The sequence below is a fragment of the Helicobacter sp. 'house sparrow 1' genome (assembly GCF_900199585.1).
In the GTDB taxonomy this organism is placed as follows: Bacteria; Campylobacterota; Campylobacteria; order Campylobacterales; family Helicobacteraceae; genus Helicobacter_H.
The window spans coordinates 117656-137992 of sequence record NZ_FZQY01000004.1 but is presented as its reverse complement, the minus strand read 5'-3'; the positions used below and the strand labels follow the sequence as shown (position 1 = coordinate 137992).

At 33.7% G+C, this 20337-nt stretch carries 22 protein-coding genes; 4 read left to right on the top strand and 18 right to left on the bottom strand.

Annotation, left to right across the window (positions count from 1 at the left end):
- Positions 1-3 precede the first annotated feature (3 nt).
- The 5 genes from guaA to C6H31_RS01065 form a co-directional block, all read right to left on the bottom strand.
- Positions 4-1551: a glutamine-hydrolyzing GMP synthase gene (guaA, locus tag C6H31_RS01085; protein ID WP_104696966.1), complete on the bottom strand. Its 1548-nt coding sequence runs from the start codon at positions 1549-1551 to the stop codon at positions 4-6.
- A gap of 63 nt (positions 1552-1614) precedes the next feature.
- On the bottom strand, positions 1615-2475 hold the full coding sequence (locus C6H31_RS01080) for an LPP20 family lipoprotein (protein ID WP_104696965.1): 861 nt from the start codon (positions 2473-2475) through the stop codon (positions 1615-1617).
- A complete protein-coding gene (locus C6H31_RS01075; protein ID WP_104696964.1) occupies positions 2475-2978 on the bottom strand; it encodes an LPP20 family lipoprotein in 504 nt (167 codons plus the stop codon). Before C6H31_RS01075 ends, C6H31_RS01080 begins: the two co-directional genes overlap by 1 nt.
- 29 nt (positions 2979-3007) lie before the next feature.
- Positions 3008-3607, bottom strand: a complete 600-nt coding sequence (gene lpoB, locus C6H31_RS01070) for a penicillin-binding protein activator LpoB (RefSeq protein WP_233709923.1) — start codon at positions 3605-3607, stop codon at positions 3008-3010.
- Positions 3608-3621: 14 nt separating this feature from the next.
- Positions 3622-5037 carry a hypothetical protein gene (locus tag C6H31_RS01065; protein WP_104696963.1) on the bottom strand — a complete coding sequence of 472 codons (1416 nt, stop codon included), beginning with the start codon at positions 5035-5037 and terminating at the stop codon, positions 3622-3624.
- Between the two features lie 190 nt (positions 5038-5227).
- On the opposite strand from C6H31_RS01065, the gene C6H31_RS01060 reads away from it, so the two are divergent.
- A complete protein-coding gene (locus C6H31_RS01060) occupies positions 5228-7438 on the top strand; it encodes a cbb3-type cytochrome c oxidase subunit I (protein WP_104696962.1) in 2211 nt (736 codons plus the stop codon).
- Positions 7439-7485: 47 nt separating this feature from the next.
- On the opposite strand, the gene nadC is transcribed toward C6H31_RS01060, so the two are convergent.
- From nadC to C6H31_RS01010, 10 genes are read right to left on the bottom strand one after another with little or no spacing between them, the layout of a single operon-like run.
- The gene (gene nadC, locus C6H31_RS01055; protein ID WP_104696961.1) at positions 7486-8313 is read right to left on the bottom strand and encodes a carboxylating nicotinate-nucleotide diphosphorylase; all 828 of its coding nucleotides are present in this window, start codon (positions 8311-8313) and stop codon (positions 7486-7488) included.
- On the bottom strand, positions 8313-9311 hold the full coding sequence (nadA, locus tag C6H31_RS01050; protein WP_104696960.1) for a quinolinate synthase NadA: 999 nt from the start codon (positions 9309-9311) through the stop codon (positions 8313-8315). The genes nadC and nadA overlap by 1 nt, the downstream gene beginning before the upstream one ends.
- Positions 9311-10090, bottom strand: a complete 780-nt coding sequence (locus C6H31_RS01045; protein ID WP_104696959.1) for a phosphatidylserine decarboxylase — start codon at positions 10088-10090, stop codon at positions 9311-9313. The genes nadA and C6H31_RS01045 overlap by 1 nt, the downstream gene beginning before the upstream one ends.
- Positions 10091-10092: 2 nt before the next feature.
- Positions 10093-10818: an arginyltransferase gene (locus C6H31_RS01040; protein ID WP_104696958.1), complete on the bottom strand. Its 726-nt coding sequence runs from the start codon at positions 10816-10818 to the stop codon at positions 10093-10095.
- Positions 10815-11276, bottom strand: coding sequence for a DUF6115 domain-containing protein (locus tag C6H31_RS01035; protein WP_104696957.1), 462 nt, complete (start codon positions 11274-11276; stop codon positions 10815-10817). The genes C6H31_RS01040 and C6H31_RS01035 overlap by 4 nt, the downstream gene beginning before the upstream one ends.
- A gap of 3 nt (positions 11277-11279) precedes the next feature.
- Positions 11280-11828, bottom strand: a complete 549-nt coding sequence (locus C6H31_RS01030) for a hypothetical protein (RefSeq protein ID WP_104696956.1) — start codon at positions 11826-11828, stop codon at positions 11280-11282.
- The gene (gene mqnP, locus C6H31_RS01025) at positions 11821-12723 is read right to left on the bottom strand and encodes a menaquinone biosynthesis prenyltransferase MqnP (RefSeq protein WP_267892285.1); all 903 of its coding nucleotides are present in this window, start codon (positions 12721-12723) and stop codon (positions 11821-11823) included. The genes C6H31_RS01030 and mqnP overlap by 8 nt, the downstream gene beginning before the upstream one ends.
- Positions 12724-12735: 12 nt before the next feature.
- The gene (locus tag C6H31_RS01020) at positions 12736-13278 is read right to left on the bottom strand and encodes a DUF502 domain-containing protein (protein ID WP_104696954.1); all 543 of its coding nucleotides are present in this window, start codon (positions 13276-13278) and stop codon (positions 12736-12738) included.
- Positions 13279-13306: 28 nt separating this feature from the next.
- Positions 13307-14620 (bottom strand): ComEC/Rec2 family competence protein, encoded by a 1314-nt coding sequence (locus C6H31_RS01015; protein ID WP_104696953.1) that lies wholly within the window; start codon positions 14618-14620, stop codon positions 13307-13309.
- Positions 14592-16058, bottom strand: coding sequence for a replicative DNA helicase (locus tag C6H31_RS01010; RefSeq protein WP_104696952.1), 1467 nt, complete (start codon positions 16056-16058; stop codon positions 14592-14594). The genes C6H31_RS01015 and C6H31_RS01010 overlap by 29 nt, the downstream gene beginning before the upstream one ends.
- 188 nt (positions 16059-16246) lie before the next feature.
- Here C6H31_RS01010 and C6H31_RS01005 point away from each other — a divergent pair, with 188 nt between their 5' ends.
- Entirely contained in the window at positions 16247-16693 is a 447-nt protein-coding gene (locus tag C6H31_RS01005; protein WP_104696951.1) for a DUF805 domain-containing protein, read from the top strand.
- Positions 16690-16944 carry a hypothetical protein gene (locus C6H31_RS01000; RefSeq protein ID WP_104696950.1) on the top strand — a complete coding sequence of 85 codons (255 nt, stop codon included), beginning with the start codon at positions 16690-16692 and terminating at the stop codon, positions 16942-16944. Before C6H31_RS01005 ends, C6H31_RS01000 begins: the two co-directional genes overlap by 4 nt.
- On the opposite strand, the gene C6H31_RS00995 is transcribed toward C6H31_RS01000, so the two are convergent.
- The 3 genes from C6H31_RS00995 to C6H31_RS00985 are packed head-to-tail and all read right to left on the bottom strand — an operon-like array spanning position 16925 to position 19334.
- Positions 16925-17506 (bottom strand): tetratricopeptide repeat protein, encoded by a 582-nt coding sequence (locus C6H31_RS00995; protein WP_104696949.1) that lies wholly within the window; start codon positions 17504-17506, stop codon positions 16925-16927. The genes C6H31_RS01000 and C6H31_RS00995 overlap by 20 nt on opposite strands.
- A 52-nt stretch (positions 17507-17558) precedes the next feature.
- Positions 17559-18980, bottom strand: coding sequence for an NAD(P)H-hydrate epimerase (locus C6H31_RS00990; RefSeq protein ID WP_104696948.1), 1422 nt, complete (start codon positions 18978-18980; stop codon positions 17559-17561).
- Positions 18981-19334 (bottom strand): methionine-R-sulfoxide reductase, encoded by a 354-nt coding sequence (locus C6H31_RS00985; protein WP_104696947.1) that lies wholly within the window; start codon positions 19332-19334, stop codon positions 18981-18983. It abuts the gene before it with no gap.
- A gap of 133 nt (positions 19335-19467) precedes the next feature.
- Here C6H31_RS00985 and sppA point away from each other — a divergent pair, with 133 nt between their 5' ends.
- A complete protein-coding gene (sppA, locus tag C6H31_RS00980; RefSeq protein ID WP_104696946.1) occupies positions 19468-20331 on the top strand; it encodes a signal peptide peptidase SppA in 864 nt (287 codons plus the stop codon).
- The last annotated feature ends 6 nt before the right edge of the window (positions 20332-20337 follow it).

Here is a 20337-nt window from a genome sequence, read left to right as displayed (position 1 = left end):
GTTTCACTCCCACTCAATTGTTCCTGGTGGCTTGGAGGTGATGTCATACACTACGCGATTAATTCCCTCTACTTCATTGATAATACGATTAGAAATAGATTCTAAAAGTTCATGTGGAAGATGAGCAAAGGTTGCTGTCATCCCATCCAAAGCTTCCACTGCACGCACACAAATTGTGTTATCATAAGTTCGATTATCTCCCATCACGCCCACACTTTTGACATTCAAAAGCACACAAAATGCCTGCCACACCTTGTCATAGTATCCACTTCTGTGCAACTCTTCTAAAAAGATTTTATCTGCCTTACGCAAAAGCTCCAAATCCTGCTTATTGACTTCACCCATAATTCTGATTGCAAGCCCTGGTCCAGGGAAAGGATGGCGCATAAGCATAGATTCTGGCATCCCTAATTCTTGCCCCAAAGCCCTCACTTCATCTTTAAAAAGCTCTCTTAGAGGTTCAATTAGCTCAAATTTCATCCAATCGGGCAATCCTCCCACATTATGATGAGATTTAATCGTCTTACTTGGACCCTTGATGCTCACAGATTCAATCACATCAGGATAAAGCGTTCCTTGTGCTAAAAATTTGATTTCTCCACTTGTATTGTGTTTTTTAGCCTCTGCTTCAAATACCTCAATAAAGGTTTCTCCAATGATTTTTCGCTTCACCTCAGGATCTCTTACATCCTTTAGCTTACCTAAGAAAATTTCACTTGCATCTACAGTAATGAGTGGCACACCTAGATTTTCTCTAAACATTGCCTCTACTGCTTCTCTCTCTCCAGCTCTCAATAATCCATGATCCACAAATACAGGAATTACACGATCCCCAATTGCACGATAGAGCAATGTGGCTACCACACTCGAATCCACCCCACCACTCACAGCACAAAGCACCTTTCCTTCCTTGGCAATTTCTCTAAGTTTGGCAATCTCTAGCTCTGCAAAGTGGTGCATATTCCACTCTGTACTTGCTTTACAAATTTTAACTGCAAAATTCCTAAGCATTTCTCCCCCGCACTCACTATGCACAACTTCAGGGTGAAATTGCAAAGCATAAATTCTTTTTTCTAAATTTGCAATAGCGCAATAATGCGTATTGCCAGATTTTGCAAGCTCTATAAATCCACTAGGAATTTGATCTACCTTATCAGCATGACTCATCCACACAATGCTTTCTTGCTTGATATCCTCAAAAATCTCTCCCTTATTTAAAAGTTCAAGCTTAGCCTTGCCAAATTCTTGATGCTCTGCTTTCACAACACTGCCACCAAAAAAATCAGCAATATATTGCATTCCATAGCAGATTCCAAGCACAGGAATTCCAAGATCAAATACACCACAATCAGGCTTATATGCTCCTTCTTCATATACGCTTGCAGGGCCCCCGCTCAAAATAATCCCCTTGGGTTGTTTAGATTTAATACTTTCTAAACTCTCAAAATAAGGAACAATCTCTGTATAAACACCAGATTCACGCAATCTTCTTGCTATGAGTTGCGTATATTGACTCCCAAAATCTAAAACTAAAATTTCAACCTTACTCATCAACAAAACCTCTCCAAATAAAATTGCCCATTATAAAAAAATATGGCTTTTATATCGATTAAATTATTCTTCAATCCATTTCTTTATCGCTTTAAAAATAATAAAATTTGCCCGCTTTAAACTTGATGCATCAAACTCAAATTTCTCTTGGAAAATAACTATGCCTTGACAATCTAAAATCATAAGATTAATTATGTTTTTTCCATCTAGATCCTTACCTTGAACTAGAATACTGCTTGCACGATTTAATTTTTCTGGAGTTAGTGCCACAAATTTTAAAAACTCTTTTGATAAGGAATCTTGAAGATTTAAATCTAAGTTTTCATAAATAAGATTAGCCTGTGGTTTTGGCAAATTCTTAGAGTAAATTTCTACAAATTTTTCTAGTTTTTGATTGGTAAATTTTTCTTGAGATAAAGCATCAAAAATTTTAACCTTAGAATCCAGTTGTCTCAAAACCCCCTGCAAACTCTTAAAACTTTTTAAATCCAAAAAATTACATTTTTCATAATACTCCAAAGAAGTTTTCTCTAATTCTTTAAGTATCTCATTATGAATTTGATCTAAAACCTTTGCTTTTTTAATTCCCACTTGCACATAGTAAATTCCATCAATTATCTCAGAATTTAAAATATTTATATCTAAAAGCTTAAGGTCTTCTACTTTTAATTGTATAGCACTCCTTGCATTGTCGCTAAAAATGTTGCCAACTCTTTGTTTGTTGAGAGAAAAAGTAGAATCTACCTCAACACTAATCATACTTGCCAAATCACTAAATGCCTCAAGTTTTGCGCTCTTAGCATTATTTCCACTACCTACACCAACAAACCAATCTTTCCCAATTTGATTTTGTAAAAACCACTTGGGGGGTGTAGCACAAAGGCCTACCCCAAAAAATAATAAAGCAAAAAATATTTGCCTCATCACTCACTCATTAGATTGCTTGAGTTTAATTCTTTAAATTGCTTACTAAGGTGATTTTTAAGATTTTTTTCACTTTCTTTATCAAGTTTTACTAAAACATAAATCCTTGTTCCAGCATCATCAATCCAAGTTTTTTCAACCCCTACACCCTGTAAATTATGCTGTGCAAACTCATTTACCACACTTTTTATCTTTTCATTAATTTGTGCATCCACTCTTATACCTTCTTTTGATAGGCTTGTAGATACCCCTGCCTCGATATTTTTAATAAGCTCACCCCTTGCAGCAGCTGTTGCTTCTGTTCTTGCAAACTGAACATTTTTATCTACAATTGGAGCATCTCCAACAGCACTATAGCCTCCATCATTTCCATTTACTACCCACTTAGGAGCATTTGTCCAGCCAACGCTTTCTCTTGCTTCTTTAGAGATACCACCAGACATACATCCACTCAACATTAAACCCGCAAAACCTAACATCAAAATCTTAAATATATTTATCATCATTTTTCCTTAATATTAATTTTTTATTTCTACCACAAACTAGCATCACCTATTTTAGAAGCTTCTCTTTGTTCATCCCATATGACTTCTCCTGTTTTAATATCTGTTAGAGTAAGTAAAATATAATAATCAACCTTTTTGTTTTTTCCCATCCGATGGATACTTTGTCCTATCTTCCCAGAAAGAGAAAGGCTTGGCGCATTTAAGGCTCCTTCTTCTACTGTAGTATACTGATTAAATTCCTTATCTTCGCGTAATTTTCTAGAATCTTTAATCATATTATCTACGCTTCCGCCACTTCTAGCAACTGCTACAGTAAGCTTAAACTTTCCACTTTTTCGCATTGCTCTTGTAAGCTCTCTGCTTAAACTTTCCACATCAATTTTTTGAGTCGTGTCATTGATGACATCTGATATCGCTACAACTTTGGGGGAGTTGGAATCTATTTTTTGCGTATAGGGATCTTGCAACAAAGAATCAATCATTTCTCCCATAATTTTTTTTAAATTATCATAATCAAGCCCCATTGTTGTAAATTCTGTATTGGGATCTACATTCATAGCACTTGGAGCACAGCCAGTAAAAAAAACAAACATAAAAACAAAACTAATACTTTTTAAAATTTTCACAAAAATCTCCTCTATTACTCAAAAACCTTTATAAAAAAACTACTGCCTAAATTCCTAATATAGACAATAGCATCCTGACTCTGATCCTTAGTTTGAAATTCTATCAAATCTCTACCATCTACAAGAATTTTCTTTTTATCTTTAGTGTTTTCCATCCTTGTGACATAAAAGGAATGTGGCAAAGCTGTGATAATCCTTGTATCTGCCCTCAAAATAAGCTTATGCCCTAAGCTAAACAGCAATCCTAGCCCATTAAAGCCAGCTTCATTACCCGCCCTCTCACTAATAAAAGCACCTATAGCAGGAGGAATGCTCCTTAAAATTGCTCTTGTTCTAACCCCTGCTATCCTTGTATCAAACTCTGTTTTCATTAAATCGCTTAAGACAAAAAATTCTGGAATTTCCTTATTTTCAAAACTATAGCTTTTAGCAAAGCTAATTCCTTCTAATACCTTTGGCTCTACATAGTTTAACAAAATAGAATTACTAGCAACTGCTGTAAATAAAGCCCCTTCTTTGCTACTTAAAGCAATCGCAAGCATTGCAGGATTTAAAAAAACCTCAGGATTCATTGGCAAGGGGATAGAAAAAGATAAAGTTCCCTTACTCGCACTCTTTCCATCCTCAATGATAACCCAAATATATCTTTTTGTATCTCCGCTTTTTCTGGATTCTAAAATTTCTTTATCCTCAAGCGGGAACAATGCAAAATCATCTGCACTCATTGAAGCAATTGCTGAAAAATTTTGTCTTTTCAACTCAAAAATAAATTTTAGATAGGGAATTATAGGATTGATATATTTTTTTTCATCTTGCACTTCCCTATCTCTTTCTGACTCTCTAGCAAAATCCATTGTAACAGCAACATATTGATCTGTTTTTGGAGCTTCACTAGAAACATTCTTCATATTATTTAAGCTTTCTTGGCTCTTTTCAATCTCTCTTGCATAATAAAACTTTGCATCATTTTGCCTTTGCAATGCCTGGTTAAGATACACCCTTGCATCTTGATCTTTCCCTTGATTCATAGAATCTAAAGCAAGATAATAATTCACCATGCTTGCCTCATAAAGATAGATGGGATAGGGCAAGACATTATCACTTGTCAAAACTGCTCCTAGGTTACCAAAAAATATAATTGCAAAATTTTTTATAGCATCTTGCATCATCCTATCTGCTGTTAAAAGCATCTGTCTTGATTCATCAATATCTCCATAAAAACCTGCTATACCTCCCTGAACCTGCCATAACAAATCATCGCTTTTAGACTTATGTTTTTGATTTTCTTGAGGTAAATTAGCCCCCTTGTGTGCAATATCATATGCTTTTTTCATATTGCCACCATAGTATGCCTCATTGAAGGTTTGAAGGTCAACACTTGAGCATCCTATAAAAAACAATGTAGATAAACAAAATAAAAAAAATTTCAAAGTTTTATATTCCTTTTTTTAGTCCCAAGAGACTATTTTATCAACAAAGCTATATATTATTATTTTTTGCCCAATATACCCTAACTATAAGCCTACAATCCTAATTTTTCAATCATTGATTTTCATCAATTTCTTAAAAAAGAAAATATTTTATACTTCCAGCCCAAAATTATTTTCAAAGGGATATAGAATGTCAGAAAAATTAATAAATCAAAGGAAGCTTCAAGGAGCTTTTTGGATCATTGCTATTTTAGCAACAACCATTCTCATTTATTTTAGTGCAAATCTTAATAAAGAAGTTCCGCCTCTTCCAAATGTGGTAAAAAGTCAAGAAGGTGAAATTCTTTATACAAAAGAAGATATCATCAATGGTAAAGCCTTCTTCCAAGAGTTTGGATTAATGGGCTATGGAACTCTTCTTGGTATGGGTTCTTATATGGGTCCAGATTTTACAACAGAAATGATGCATAAAAAAATTACAAAACTCTATGAAATTCTTGCTGAAGAGAAATATCAAAAAAATTTAGATTCTCTTATGGAAGAACAAAAGGCCTTGATTAAAACTTTTGTTATTAAGGATGTGAGATCTGTGTCCTTAACAGATCAAGAGGTTATCTACTCTAAAAATGCTACCCAAGCCTTTAAGGATACCAAGAAGGAATTGATAAACTTTTTGGTAAATGGCAATGCCAAATGGGGTTATAGAGGAAAGGTGATTACAAGAGAAGAAGCTCAATGCATTGTAGCTTTCTTTGACTGGTCTTCATTAGTTGCTACAACCTATCGCCCCAATAAAGATATTACTTGGTCAAATAACTGGCCAAATGAACCATTGATTGATCAGGATGCAACTTGGAATTTCCACTCTGTTAGTCTTTGGGAATGGCTTTTATTATGGCCACTTACAATTCTTGTTTTATGGATAAGTTATGAGTATCTCATCAAGCCCGATAAATCTGATCCAACACCTTTGGCAGAACCCCTAAAGATTACTCAATTCTTTACCTCTCAAGAAAAGCTATTAAAATATGTTCCCATTGTAGCTATTTTTAGCCTTATTCAACTGGTTTTAGGAGGGTATCTTGCACACATTTATGCAAACCCTAGTGAAGATTTTGTAATCTCACAAGAAATCTTGCCTTTTAATGTTGTGCGCCAACTCCACATTAATCTTGCAATTATCTGGGTTACGATAGGTTGGCTTGTAGGTGGTTTGTTTATCGCTCCTCTTGTAAGTGGAAAGGATTTAAAATTTCCAAAACTAGTGGATATACTTTGGGTTGCTCTACTCATTGTTGGAGGTGGAGGTCTTATTGGTATCTATCTTGGAACTCAAGGATACTTAAGAGAAAGTTGGTTTTGGTTTGGTAGTGAGGGTAGAGAATATCTTGAACTTGGAAGGGTCTGGGATATTGGGTTACTCATTGGACTTGTATTTTGGTTTTTAATGGTATTTAGCACAATCAAAAAAGCAAAGCAGGACCTTTTAGTTGGAACAATCATTTGGTCAGCTTTTGGAATTGCAACACTCTATATTTCTGGAATGATGCCTATTCATAAAATTATTCCAAATTTTACAGTGGATGATTATTATCGCTGGTGGGTTGTTCATTTATGGGTTGAGCTTACATTTGAAATGTTTGCATCTGGTGTCATTGCATTCTTATCTGTTGCATTGGGACTTGTGAAAAAATCTATCGCTACTAAAGTGATGCTATTTGAACTTGTTTTAATCGTAACTACCGGAATTTTAGGAGTAGGACACCACTACTGGTGGCAAGGAACAGATAGCTATTGGATTGCAATTGGTGGTATCTTCTCTGCACTAGAGCCATTACCTCTTGTTATCTTAATGATTGAGGCAATCAAAGAGCAAAAACACATTAAAGAAATGGGCAAGAAATTTGATTGGGGTGTTCCATTTTTATGGCTTGCAGGAAGCGCATTCTTAAATTGGCTTGGTGCTGGATGGCTTGGCATGGTAATTAATACGCCTATTATTAATTATTATTCGCACGGAACTTATTTGATTATTCCTCACGCTCACGTGGCAATGCTAGGCGCTTTTGGTTACATTGCATATGCATTTATTTATATGGTTGCAAAAGCAAATTCTCTTGCAAAAGGCTTGGAGTGGAGTGATTATTTAAGCAAGCTTGGTTTTTGGCTTTTGACCATAGGAGTGGTTACTTATAGCATTCCAACACTCATTATTGGTTTTCATCAATCACAGGTTGCATTTGAAAAAGGATATTATTTTGCAAGATTAAGAGAAACTCTTGAGGCAGTAGATCCTTGGATATGGTTTAGAATCCTTCCAGATTCTTTAATGATTCTAGGAGGTGCAATTATTGTACTAGATCTAATCATTAAAATCTATGTTGCCAAAAAGGCAAAATAATCAAAGAAGTAAAACTTTCATCCTCCCCTAGTGGAGGAGGATTGTTTTTATAATACTTTCATATTCATATCAATCCAAACTGCCTTATGTATCAAAGCACCCGAACTGATTGCATCTACTCCTGTATTAGCATATTCTAAAAGTTTTTCCTTTGTAATATCTCCGCTTGCCTCAATTAAAACAAATGGATAGTACTCATTGCGATATTGCACAACCTGCTTAATAGAATCCAAATCCATATTATCACACATCACAATATCAGCCCCAGAGTCCATTGCTATTTTTGCAAACTCAACACTTTCGCTTTCAATTTCAATTTTACTTGTCCAAGGCATTTGTTTCCTTGCCCTAAAAATCCATTGTTTTAGCTCAGAATGTGGAATATATTTTAAGTGTGTATCTTTAAGCATCAGTGCATCATCCAGTCCTAAGCGATGATTTCGGCCTCCTCCATTTCTCACAGAATACTTTTCAAAATTTCTTAGCAAAGGTCGTGTTTTTCTCGTATCTAAAAGTTCTACTTTGTGAGACTTTAAAACTTCAACATAACTTCTTGTTAAAGTAGCAATACCACTTGAGTGTTGCAAAATATTTAAAATGCACCGCTCAAGCTTTAAAAGCTTAACATAAGAACCACTAAGCTCCAAAAGCCCATCATTCTTTTCAAAAGCATCGCCATCATTCTTAAATTTTTTCATCCCAATATCAAACATCTTGCACAACTCTTGTGCATAGAGAATTCCTGATAAAACCCCATTGCTTTTTGCTTTAATTAAGGCCTTTACTTCAAAATCTTCCTGAACAATCCGCTCAAATAAATCCCCCCTACCAATATCTTCGTTATAAACCAACTTCAAAAACTCTTGAATATCCATTAAGAAAGCTCCAACATTTTATCTAAGGCTTTTTTTGCATCATCTCTAGTTTTTTCATCAAGAAAAATTTCATTATGTGCTCTTCCTTGATCATAAGCCTGTAGTAGTTTTAAAATATCAATTGGAGTAGTTTCATTCATAGTAGGACATTCTGGAATTGTGCTAGAGAGAACAAAAGTATTATTGCTATTTGGGCGCAACCTAGATACTAGATTAAATTCTGTACCAACTGCTACAGCTTGAGAAGCGGGAAGACTTTTCACATAAGCAATAATTTGACTTGTAGAACCAACAAAATCTGCCTTTTGAACAACTTCTGGCTTGCATTCTGGATGCACTGCAATCAAAATATCTTTATAAGTTTCGCGGAAAAAATCAATATCCTCAGGAGCAAATAGCTGATGCACAGAACAAAATCCATTGTAACAAATCACATCTGATTCCATTACCTTTTGCACACTATCAATTCCTAAAATACTATACTTTAAACCAAACATCGTAGCTAAATTTACCCCCAGGCACTGGTCTGGAAGAAAGAAAATCTTTTTGCCCTCTTTTAATGCATATTCAAAAATTTTCTTTGCATTTGCACTTGTGCAAACAACCCCTCCCATTCTGCCTACCTTTGCCTTGACTTCTGCATTAGAATTGATATAAGTAATTGGAAAAATATCTTGTATTCCATACCCCTTTAAAACTTCAATGGATCGATCATAATAATCACTGCTAATCATTCTTGCCATTGAACAACAAGCAATCTTTGGCATCAACACTCTCTTATTAGGAGCAAGTATTTTTACACTCTCTCCCATAAAGCTAACACCACAAAAAACAACTAAGTTTCTGGAATCTGAACTTGCCCTCCTAGCTAATTCTAAACTATCCCCACAAAACTCCGCCAACTCCACAACTTCATCTTTTTGATAAAAATGTGCTACTAAGAGCACTTGATGCTTCTCAATCAGCTCTTGGATCTCTTTTTTAACATCTTGTCTCATCAAAAAATCCCCATATCATCACCAAATTTTACTTTCTGATTCACTTGCAAAGAGGTTTTTAGTCCTTTTGCAAAAACTACAACTGTTGAACCCATTTCAAACATCCCCATTTCTTCCCCCTTTTTTACCCTTATGGCCTGATCATAAGCAAAACTACATTTTTGATTGGCCACCGCATTGGTTTGGATTCTCTCTTCAAAACATAAAGACATCTTTCCAACATTTAAGGCTCCCACAGCAACAAAGAAGAAATCGTGATGATTTTTATCTTTTGCAACCACTACAACCCTCTCATTTGTAATAAACAAATTTTCATTTTTTCTTAATGATGGCATATTAACAGGCAAAAGCTTTCCTGCAAAATATCGCACCTCAGTTATATCAAGATCGCAAGGACTATGGTAATGGTGATAATCACTTGGTGAAAGGTAAAAATTTACAAACTGATATCCCTCTCCTATATCCTGGCCCAAAAGCTCTTTAACACTATAGCTTTTTCCTTTGATTTGCAATGCTCTTCCCTCAACAACATCTCCCATTTCTGTGATGAGACTATCTGTAGGAGCAATCATTATGCTTGAATCCTGATTGAAATCTCTTGGCTTTTTTAAAGATCTTGTAAAAAGAGCATTTAGAGTTTTGTATTTTCCAATATCCTCAAACTCACTTAAATCAATCTTAAAAATCCTGACATAAAATTTATTAATGATTCTTTGAATAAAACTTGGAAAAGCACAAGAAGCAATCTTTCCAAATATTCTTGAGGTTTTATTTGTCATCCTTACTCCTCAAATATCCTGTAATCCACTCTATCAAATAAATCGGGTGTATTATACAAAATTTCAAAAGGCAAAAACCTAGATTTATAACCCAAGCTCTGATGATTTGGTATCCAATGCCCTAAATATAAATAAGGAATCTTTTTTTGTTTTGCAAGGCGCATTTGTACCAAAATATTCAAGGTTCCAAGACTTTGTTTTTCAAAGCTATGGTCATAAAAGAAATAAATTGCGCTCATTGCTGATTTTAGAATATCTACAAAACCAACTGCAACTAATTTATCTTCAATATAATAATCAAGCTCATATCCAAAGTCTTCATAACCCAAAACAAAGGTATCGTTATAATATTCCTCACTCACTCTTTGATAAACCCACCCCTTTTTATCCTGCATAACACGATGATATTTATCATAAAGCTCTAATTTTTCTTGTGTAAGAAGGGGTCTTGTTACCTCAACCCTAACATTAGAGTTCTTTTTTAAAACTCTTTTATGGCTCTTTGTGAAAACAAATTTTTCAACATCTTGTCTAATGGTTTTACAAGCATTACAATTTTTACAATCTGGAACAAAAAAGTGCAAACCAAAACGACGATACCCTCTCTCCAATAACCCCTCATAAAAATGCTCTGTGCATTCTTCAATATAAAAATACCTAAACTTACTTGTTTGGTTTGCTAAATAACTACAGGGTGTTTCTTGTGGAAAAAATTCAATAAGTTTCAAATGTCTGCTAATTTTAGAGTAAATTCAACCTCACCGCGACCTATACGCAATTCTTTTGCAATAGAATCTATACTCCACCCTTCTTGAAACAAAGCAATGATTCTTTTTTCATCAATATCATTACTGCCACCTAAATGGCCAAAATCTTTTACTCTGTTTTCTAGTTTTATTATTTTTTCTTCAAAATAACCCCTATCGCTTTTCACCATCTCTCTCACTTCCTTTATCTCTTTATAAAAACCATTTAATCCCTCCATATTTACTGACTGATGAAAAGCTTCTTTTTCTTTCATTGTTTTTTGGAATTGATGAATCTCTTTTCTTGCTTGTTCAATTGCATCTTCTAGCAGGCGAATTCTTCGATTTATCTTTCCCATTTCCTTAATGAAAAAAAATGATAAAAAAACTAGGACAACACAACCTAAGCCTACAACACTAACCACCACATTGTTATCCATTTTCTATCCTCTTACTTGTTTCTGCCATCTTATTTGTTCCATTTCCCTTGCAACAATATAGCCATCAAAGTCCTGTATATCTCGTGGATGCATCTTAGTAATTATTAGAGCATTTTTACTTAGCGCCCTTGCAAATATGGGTATTATTCTATCAGAAAAAGTTGGCAAAATAAAGCGCAAATAATAATTCTTATTTTCTTCAAAAACCGCAGATTCTATCCACACAACCTCGTGTCCTAAGGCTAATATCATACTTTTAAAATCAAGATTTAAAAGCTTTTGTTCTTCTTCTTTTAAGATCTTTTTTTCTAGGGAAGAAATTTTTTTATATAACTCCATAAGTACTTCTAGCACCACTGTGTTTTCGCCCTTATCTTTGTTTTGAAGTGCTTCAAACCATCTTTGAGATTTTTCATAGGTTAAATAGAGAGTATGAAATTCTTCCAAAAATTTTTCCTCATTTTCACATAAGGAAAATTCAACCTCTAGAGCACACTTTATAATACGAGTTTGAATCTGATGTGATTTACACACTTCTGCAAGATTATGCATAAAAAATCCTTGCTAAGACCTCTAATACAATAAATGATAAAAATACAAATCCCAAATAACCATTTGTCACAAAAAAAGCTCTAGGTATATTTTTTAGATCTTTTGCAACAATATATTGCTCATAACAAAGCATCATACCAGCACTTACAACCCCGATAATTCCAAACATTCCAGAATCAATTTCACACAAGAACAAAATCCAAAAAACAACCGCACTAAAATGAGAGATTCTTGAATAAATTAGGGTTTTTTTTACACCAAATTTTGAGGGAAATGAGAAGAGCTTTTGTTGTCTATCAAACTCCATATCCTGTAAGGAATATAACAAATCAAATCCCGCCACCCAAAATAAAACTCCTAGGGATAAAAAAATACTCCATAAAGGAATGAATCCTAAAATTGCAATGGCACCAGCAATTGGAGCTAGCCCCAAAGAAAGACCTAAAACAAAGTGAGCTAGAATGCTAAAGCGCTTCATTAAAGAATAAAACCCTAAAATAAATAAAAATAAAAAAGAAAGATAGAAGGCTAAATCATTGATAAAGTAACTAGTAAATATGAAAATTCCAGCATTAATCAAACAAAAAACAATAATCCCAAGTAATCCAATTCTTCCATCAACACTAGGACGATTTTTAGTCCTTTCATTTTTAGAATCAATATCCCTATCACAAAGACGATTAAATCCCATTGCAAAGTTTCTTGCACTGATCAGTGCAAGAATACATAAAATAAAAAGCTTGATGCTCTCACCCCAACTAAAAGTTTGCGAAAAATACTTATACATTAGGGCAACACAAATTGCAATAAAACTAAATGATGCTGAAAAAATTGTGTGCTCAAACATCACCAACTCGCTAAAGTTTTTTGCTTTTTTTAAAAAATTTTTTAACACAACCAATCCTTTTTATTTGATTCCTAGCGAGACAACCTTTTTTAAACCATCAGATACGCTCATATCAGATTTTTTTACCTTATCTTGTGGCACTCTAAGTAAAATTCCTGAAGTGGGGTTTGGTGTTGTTGGAACAAAAATCCAAAAATACCCCTCCTCTTCTCTTGTGATAAAGCCCACAACATCACTACCAGCTAAATCTACCATAGCAACCCCTAAATAATTCTCTCCTCCAGATCCAGAGAACATTTTTACCATATCTTTGATGACAGAATAAATTGTTCCAACCCCAGGAATTTTTGCAATGACAAATTCTGATAGTTTAAGAAGTATAAATTCCTTTTTTTTCTCAAATAAATATCCAGCATAAATTAGAATTAAAAAAGCACATAAAAATACCATTGAAGTTGCAAAAACACTACTTGCTGTTGTGTCAAATACAAATTGGATAATATGCTTTATCAATCGATAAAAAAATGACAAAATCCATATAAGAATTAAAAAAGGCAGGATAACTAAAAGTCCTTTACCCAATAAACGAAAAATAGCTTGCATTTTTAAACTCCAAAAAAATAAAATTATATTAAAAAAATTTTTTAATGAAAAACAAATATATTAAGTAGCCATAAAATACGATGCTACAAAACAATAGAGCATAAAAACATCTTTTATTAAAAATGGCACAAAGAGATAGAAGAATATAAAATACTAAAAGTAATAATGGGGTATAAAAGTCTATTACAGGTAACTCAAAGGCTAAAATCTTTTCCAAAAAAGAATCAAAAATACCACCAAATCCAATGCAATGTAAAAATAACATCAAGGGGAACCAAGCAACAAAAATTATGCTTAAAGGGATAGATAAGAATTGATAGGGTGAGAAATAAGGAAAATAAAAATGAACCACCACTCCCATCAAAAGAAAAATGCTTATATTAAATACAAAAATCCAGATATACCATTTTGTTTTTGGAAGATATTTTAAGATTAAAAAAATATAAAAAACTCCAGATACAGAGAGAATAAAACCTATATTAAAAATCAATCTTGGAAAAAAGGCAAGCATCAAGACCACTAAAACTAAAAGCATATGAAAAGATAAGATTTTAATCCTGTTGTAAAAAAGCCAAAAGCCAAAAACTCCCATCAAAAAAGCCCGAAAAAAAGAGGCTTGAAAATCAAGCAAAATCAAATAAAAAAACATACACAATAAAACTAAAAACCCTAAATCATAGAATCTATTGCGATAAGTAAAGTATCTTTGATGAAAAAAATTATAAAGGGGAGTGAGTATAACCAGTAAAAAAGCACTAAGAATTCCTAGATGAAATCCACTAATTGCAACAAGGTGAGCAATTCCTAGTGCATTGATGAATTTTCTAGATTCCATGGTTAGAGAATCTCCAAAAAATAAGGCCCTAAAAAATAAAGCGTGCTCTAGCTTAGAGTGCTCTTTATTGATAGCTTCTCTTAGCCTATCTTTAAATGCATCCTTTGGCATTAAAGCAATTTGATAAGCATTAAAATAACATCCTTTTAAGAATTTTAAGAAATCACATTGAGCCATTTTCCCATAGATTCTAACTTTGGAGTTTATTAGAAGTTTTAAATCTAAAAATGAGGTGGTATAAAAATTATATTTTTTTAAATCCTGCACTCGCAATACAAAATATTGCTTTTTATTTTTTGTCTTTAAGTATTGAGACTTTACCTCTGCAATCATTTCATAGCTTGTATTACTTTGGTAGCTTCTATAGTCTTGATAAATAAAATAAAGATTAAAAAGAAAGATGCAAACACACCCGATAAAAAAATAAATCCATTGCTTCTTATTTACAAATAAATCTAGAGAGTTTGGAATATCTCTTTTAGTCAATGGTAATTGGCATTGTGACATCTTCTAAGTCATTATCTCTTGTAGGGGTATAAACTACCTCAGATTGCTTTGGAGATGCCTTATTCTCAAATCTTGTAAAGCGCTTATTAAATTGGATTCTTACATCTTTGGTTTCACCATTTCTATTTTTTGCAACAATCAATTCCACAGGATAAATCCCATTATTCTTAGTAAATTCATCTGCCATTTCTTTTTTCAAGGCCCTAGCTTCTTCTTTTTTGCCATCCACTTCAAGCTTTGCTATTTTTTGCTTTTTTTCTCTCTCCCGATACACATCCTCACGATAAACAAATAGGATAATATCTGCATCTTGTTCAATAGATCCCGATTCCCTTAAATCCGATAATAAAGGCTTTTTATCATCCCTAGTCTCTACACTACGATTAAGCTGTGATAGAGCTACAATTGGAATCTGCAACTCTCTAGCTAAGACCTTTAAGCCTCTGCTAATTTCTCCCACTTCAATGTGCCTTTCCTTGCTTCCTCCGTGCATCAACTGCAAATAATCCACAAAAGCAATATCAATATTTGGATTTTTAGATTTGAGTTTTCTTAGCTTAGATCTTAATTGACTAATATTTAAAGAGCTCCCATCATCCACATAAAAATCTTTTTCTATCATCAAGTTTGTAGCCCTGCTTAACTCTCCCCATTGCCCATCATCTAGCTTACCAATTTTTAAATCAGAAAGAGGAATGGATGTAAGAGCTGATAGCATCCTTAACATTAATTGCTCTGCAGGCATCTCTAAGCTAAAAAATGCCACGCCTCTATTATGGTTTAATACATTTTGCACAATGTTTAAAGCAAGGGTGGTTTTTCCCATACCAGGTCTTGCACCAATGATGATTAAGTCCCCTTTATTAAAACCTGTGGTTACTTTATTAAGCTCATCAAAACCTGTAGAAACTCCTGTAACCTCTTGATTCCCTAGAGCTTTTAACTCTTTCATTCTCTCTACAGTAGAGTAAATAATATCTTTAGAATGTCTAAACTCGCTTTGAACACTCTGGGTTGAAATTTCATAAATCTTTTTTTCAACAATCTCTAAAATTTCAGAGCTACTATATTCAGTGCTTAGGGATTGCTCTCTAAGCACATTTGCTAGATGGTGCAATTCTCTTTTTAAAGAAGCATTTTTGAGTTCTTTGATATAAGCTTCAATATTTGCAATAGGATTTGTGCCTAAAATATACAAAAACTCCTCTTCACTCACAAGTTTTTTATCCATCTTATTTTTGATAAATTCTTCATCCAATGGATTATCTTGTTGGTGGAGTTGCATACATACTTCAAAGATATTTTGATGAGAGGGATAGGAAAAGTCTTTGGGTTGCAATTGATCTAATATATCATCAAAATTAGAGGGATCAAAGATGATTGAAGCAAGTATTGTCCTCTCCAAACTTGCATAATAGCTTTGACTTATCTCTTCCATAAACATCCTTCCAAATCATAAAAATACTTTTTAATAATTCTATAAAACTTTTTAGCAACTTATCACCTAACCCCCTAATTTTTCTTGTAAATCTTTAAAAAAACTCAACCCATTCTAACTTTTTTGGCTTACTCAAAATAAGCCCCTGCTCTTAAGCTATAATTACAGAAAAACAAAAAGGGGATAGTTTGAGGGCTATTTTTCAAAAAATGTGGGATGCATATAAGAGGCTATGGGCTTATAGCATTGATTTTAAAGGCACTAGCACAAGGTCTGATTTTTGGTATGCATTATTGTTTCATCTACTTCTTGCTAATGTTTTTGTCGTCTTAAGCATTATCCTTAATAACGCCTCTACTCCAGATGGTATCCTAAGAATCTACAATATCTATTCTCTTGCAACCTTCATTCCTTTTTTAAGCTTATTGATTAGAAGATTTAGAGATGCAGGATTTAGCTTTTGGTGGGTAGTGATATCTTTTCTTATTGATTTTATTATTTTTTATTATCTTTATCACTTAGAAAACCCAAGCTTGCCATCTGGCCTTGCTTTTCTTTTCCTTGCATATAAAATTTTTATTTTGATTGTCTTGATGCTTCCTAGTAAAAAATCTACACACTCGGAGGATGGATGAAAAAGTTTTTATCTTTACTAATTATTTCTAGCTTTTTTATTTCTTTATCTGCAAAAGATACTTACAACAAAGGCTATTTCAAGAAAAATGGCACCTATGTGCAACCTCATTTCAAAACTAAACCCAACAAAACCAAAAAAGATAATTATTCTTCAAAAGGCAAACAAACCCTTATACAGGCAAAAAGGGTTATAAAAAATATAATTACTAATCCTTACAAGGGTATTGAAACTAATACTCTGCTTCATTGAACCGTTTATAGCCATCACAACCTAGTTGCATTCCACCATCACAAGCCTTGCCATAGAATTCTTTTGCTTTAGCATAATCCTGTCTTACGCCTTGTCCAGATTCATACAAAAATCCTAGGCCATCGCAACCTAAAGCATTTCCACCATTACAAGCTTTTTCATAGAGCTCTCTTGCTTTAATGTAGTCTTGTTTTACGCCTTTTCCAGTTTCATATAAATCTCCTAAAAGAAGACAACCTTTAATATCTCCACCATTGCAGGCTTTCTCAAAAAATTCTTTAGCTTTAATATAGTCATGTCCTGCAATTTCTTCATTTTCATATAAAATTCCCAAAACAAAACAAACTCTAGCTTCTCCACCATTGCAGGCTTTTTCAAAAAGTTCTTTGGCTTTAACAAAATCCTGCTCTACATCTTGCCCATTGACATATAACCCTCCTAATTCACCGCAACTTTTAGCATTATTTGCATTGCATTCCTTTTCTAGCTTACTCACATCATCAGCATAGCTCAAAGTCCAAAAGTATAAAAAAATCCCTAAAAGGAAAAAAGATTTTTTCATTTCTGACCTCTCCTACCTTAAAACTAATAGAGGATTTTAGCCAAAGATTGCTTTATGCCCCCTTTATCTCTTGCAATAGCTCTAAAGGCCTTAGGGCAAAGTTTTTTTCCTTAAAACTTTGTGCGCCAAAGCTATGAGAAAGACTTCCTTGCAGAGCAGATTCTAATGGAGTTTTTCCCTGTGCTAGGAGTGCACCAATAAGTCCTGCCAATACATCTCCGCTTCCTGCTTTTGCTAAAGCGACATTTCCAAAAGGATTGATAAAAACTTTATTTTTTTGTGCGATCACTACATTTGCTCCCTTAAGAAGGGTTACAACTTTTGGGAATCTCTCACCCCACTGCATCAAATAATCAAACTTATTTTCTAAAAACTTTTGTTTTGGCAAAACCTCATCAAATGCCAACTCCCAAAGGCACAAAAACTCTCCATAATGAGGTGTAATGACTAAGTTTTCATAGCTCTGTAAAATCTCAATAATCTCTTGATTTTTTAAAATATCAGCATCTAAAACACAGGGTATTTGTTTGGGGAGATCTAAAAATTCTTTAGGCAAAGAGGCACTCCTAGTAAGATCTTTTGAATCTTCTTGACTACCTAGCATTCCCATACCAATACAAAAAGCTGTAGTTTTTGATGAGACCTCCTTTTCATACATCAGCTCTGCAAAATAAGGGTGCAAATTTCCAACTATACTTACACTTCCCACACCAAAACTAAGTCCAGCCATCCCACATAAATTTCCTGCACCTCCCCTCTCTCCTGCATACACACTTAAATGCCCAAAATCGCCCTTATGAGAAGCCTGTTTCTTTCTAATTGGGGGATTATAATCTTCTTTTTGCAAAAGCTTAATTTGAGAGGGTAAAGAATATTTTTGCCTACTTACTCCAAGATCTCCTATGATAATTTCACCCACATAATCTTTTGCAAAATCACTTAATAGTGCTAGAGAAATTCCTCCCATAGCAACTGTATAATCCGCACAAAAAGCACAATCTTTAATCACTCCATTACTATCAATACCACTAGGAATATCACAAGCTATTTTAATACGCCCTACTCCCTGCATCATTGCAATAATCTTTTGCATCTTTTCATCAAGCCTAGATTGCATCCCACTACCAATAAGACAATCCACCACCACATCACAGGGCAAAAGCTTTTTTACACACTCTACACCCACTGCCATCGCTCGATGGTATTGCTTGATACACAAAGGGCTTTTTGGCTCTTTTGCAACTAAGATTCTAACTTTATAGTCTCCTGATAATTGCCGTGCCAATACATAGCCATCTGCTCCATTATTGCCCCCACCACAAACAATGCTAATTACACTGCCTTTATGAGTTACCTTTTTGATTAGATCTTTGAGCGCAATTCCTGCGTTTTCCATTAGTATTTCTTCACTCAAATCAAATTGAGTAATGCATCTAGAATCTAAAGCCTTGTTATCACGATATACCTCTAGCATCTAATCCTCCTTAAATTTCAATGCCAAAGAATTTACACAATGACGCGTATTTTTAGATGTAAAACCCTCACCAAAAAAGACATGTCCCAAATGACCCCCACATTTAGCACAAGTAATCTCTATCCTCTTGCCATCTTGATCCAAACTCTCCTTTATTGCTCCTTCCAAACACGCATCAAAGCTTGGCCACCCACATCCTGATTTAAACTTTGCCTCTGAACTAAAGAGTGCATTATCACATTGCTTGCAATGATAAGTCCCTTTTTTAAAAAAGTTATTATATTCCCCACTAAATGGAGCCTCTGTACCTTTATGCAAAAGAATATAAGCTTCTTGTTGAGTTAATTGTTTCATTGGCATTTCCTTTAAATTAATCTTTAAAATAAGATAATACAAAAACAATAAAAATAGATTTTTTTACATCTTTATCAAACCAAAGTCGATATAATCCATCTTTAAAAGTTACCTTAAAATAAGAGAGTAAAAAATGAAAAAAATTCTTTCAATACTTGTTGCACCTTTTGCTTTTATCACAAAGTATTTTAAAGCTTGTGTATTTTTGCTAATTGTTTGTTTGATCTTTACAAGTACAAGAGATTCTGATTCAAACAACAAAGATGCAAACCTAGCAAAAATCTACCTTCAAGGTCCGATTTTAGATTCTACAAGCATTTATGAACAGGTCAAAAAAATCTCACAAAATCCAAAAATTAAAGGAGCACTACTACTTATAAATTCTCCTGGTGGCACAATTAGTGCAAGTGTTGAAATTAGTGATATTATCAAGGAATTAAACCTTAAAATTCCTGTGATAGCCTATGTCCAAGGAACAATGGCAAGCGGTAGCTATTATGGTGGAATGTATGCTACAAAAATCTATGCAAATCGTGGTGCAATGATTGGCTCTATTGGTGTAATTTTTAATGGATTTAATCTTGAAAATCTGATGCAAAAAATTGGAATCCAATCCCAAAGTATTGCAATGGGAGAGTTTAAAGAAATTGGCACTCCTACAAGAAAATGGACAAAACAAGAAGAGGATTTCTTAAATCAATTATTAAAAGAAGAATATAAGATGTTTATTGATGATGTAGCAGATGCTAGAAAATTAGATTCTAAAAATTACAAAAATTTTGCAGAAGGTAAAATTTTTACTGCAAGGGTTGCAAAAAAACTAGGATTGATTGATGAGATTGGAAGTCTTGATGATGCAATAGCAAAACTCCAAGACTTAGCACAAGTGCAAGATCCTATCTGGCTAGAAAAGAATAAATTTGATGCGTATTTAGAAAAAATCATCAATTCCAGCACACAAATTATTCTGCAAAATCTTGTTTATAAACTACAATAAAAATCA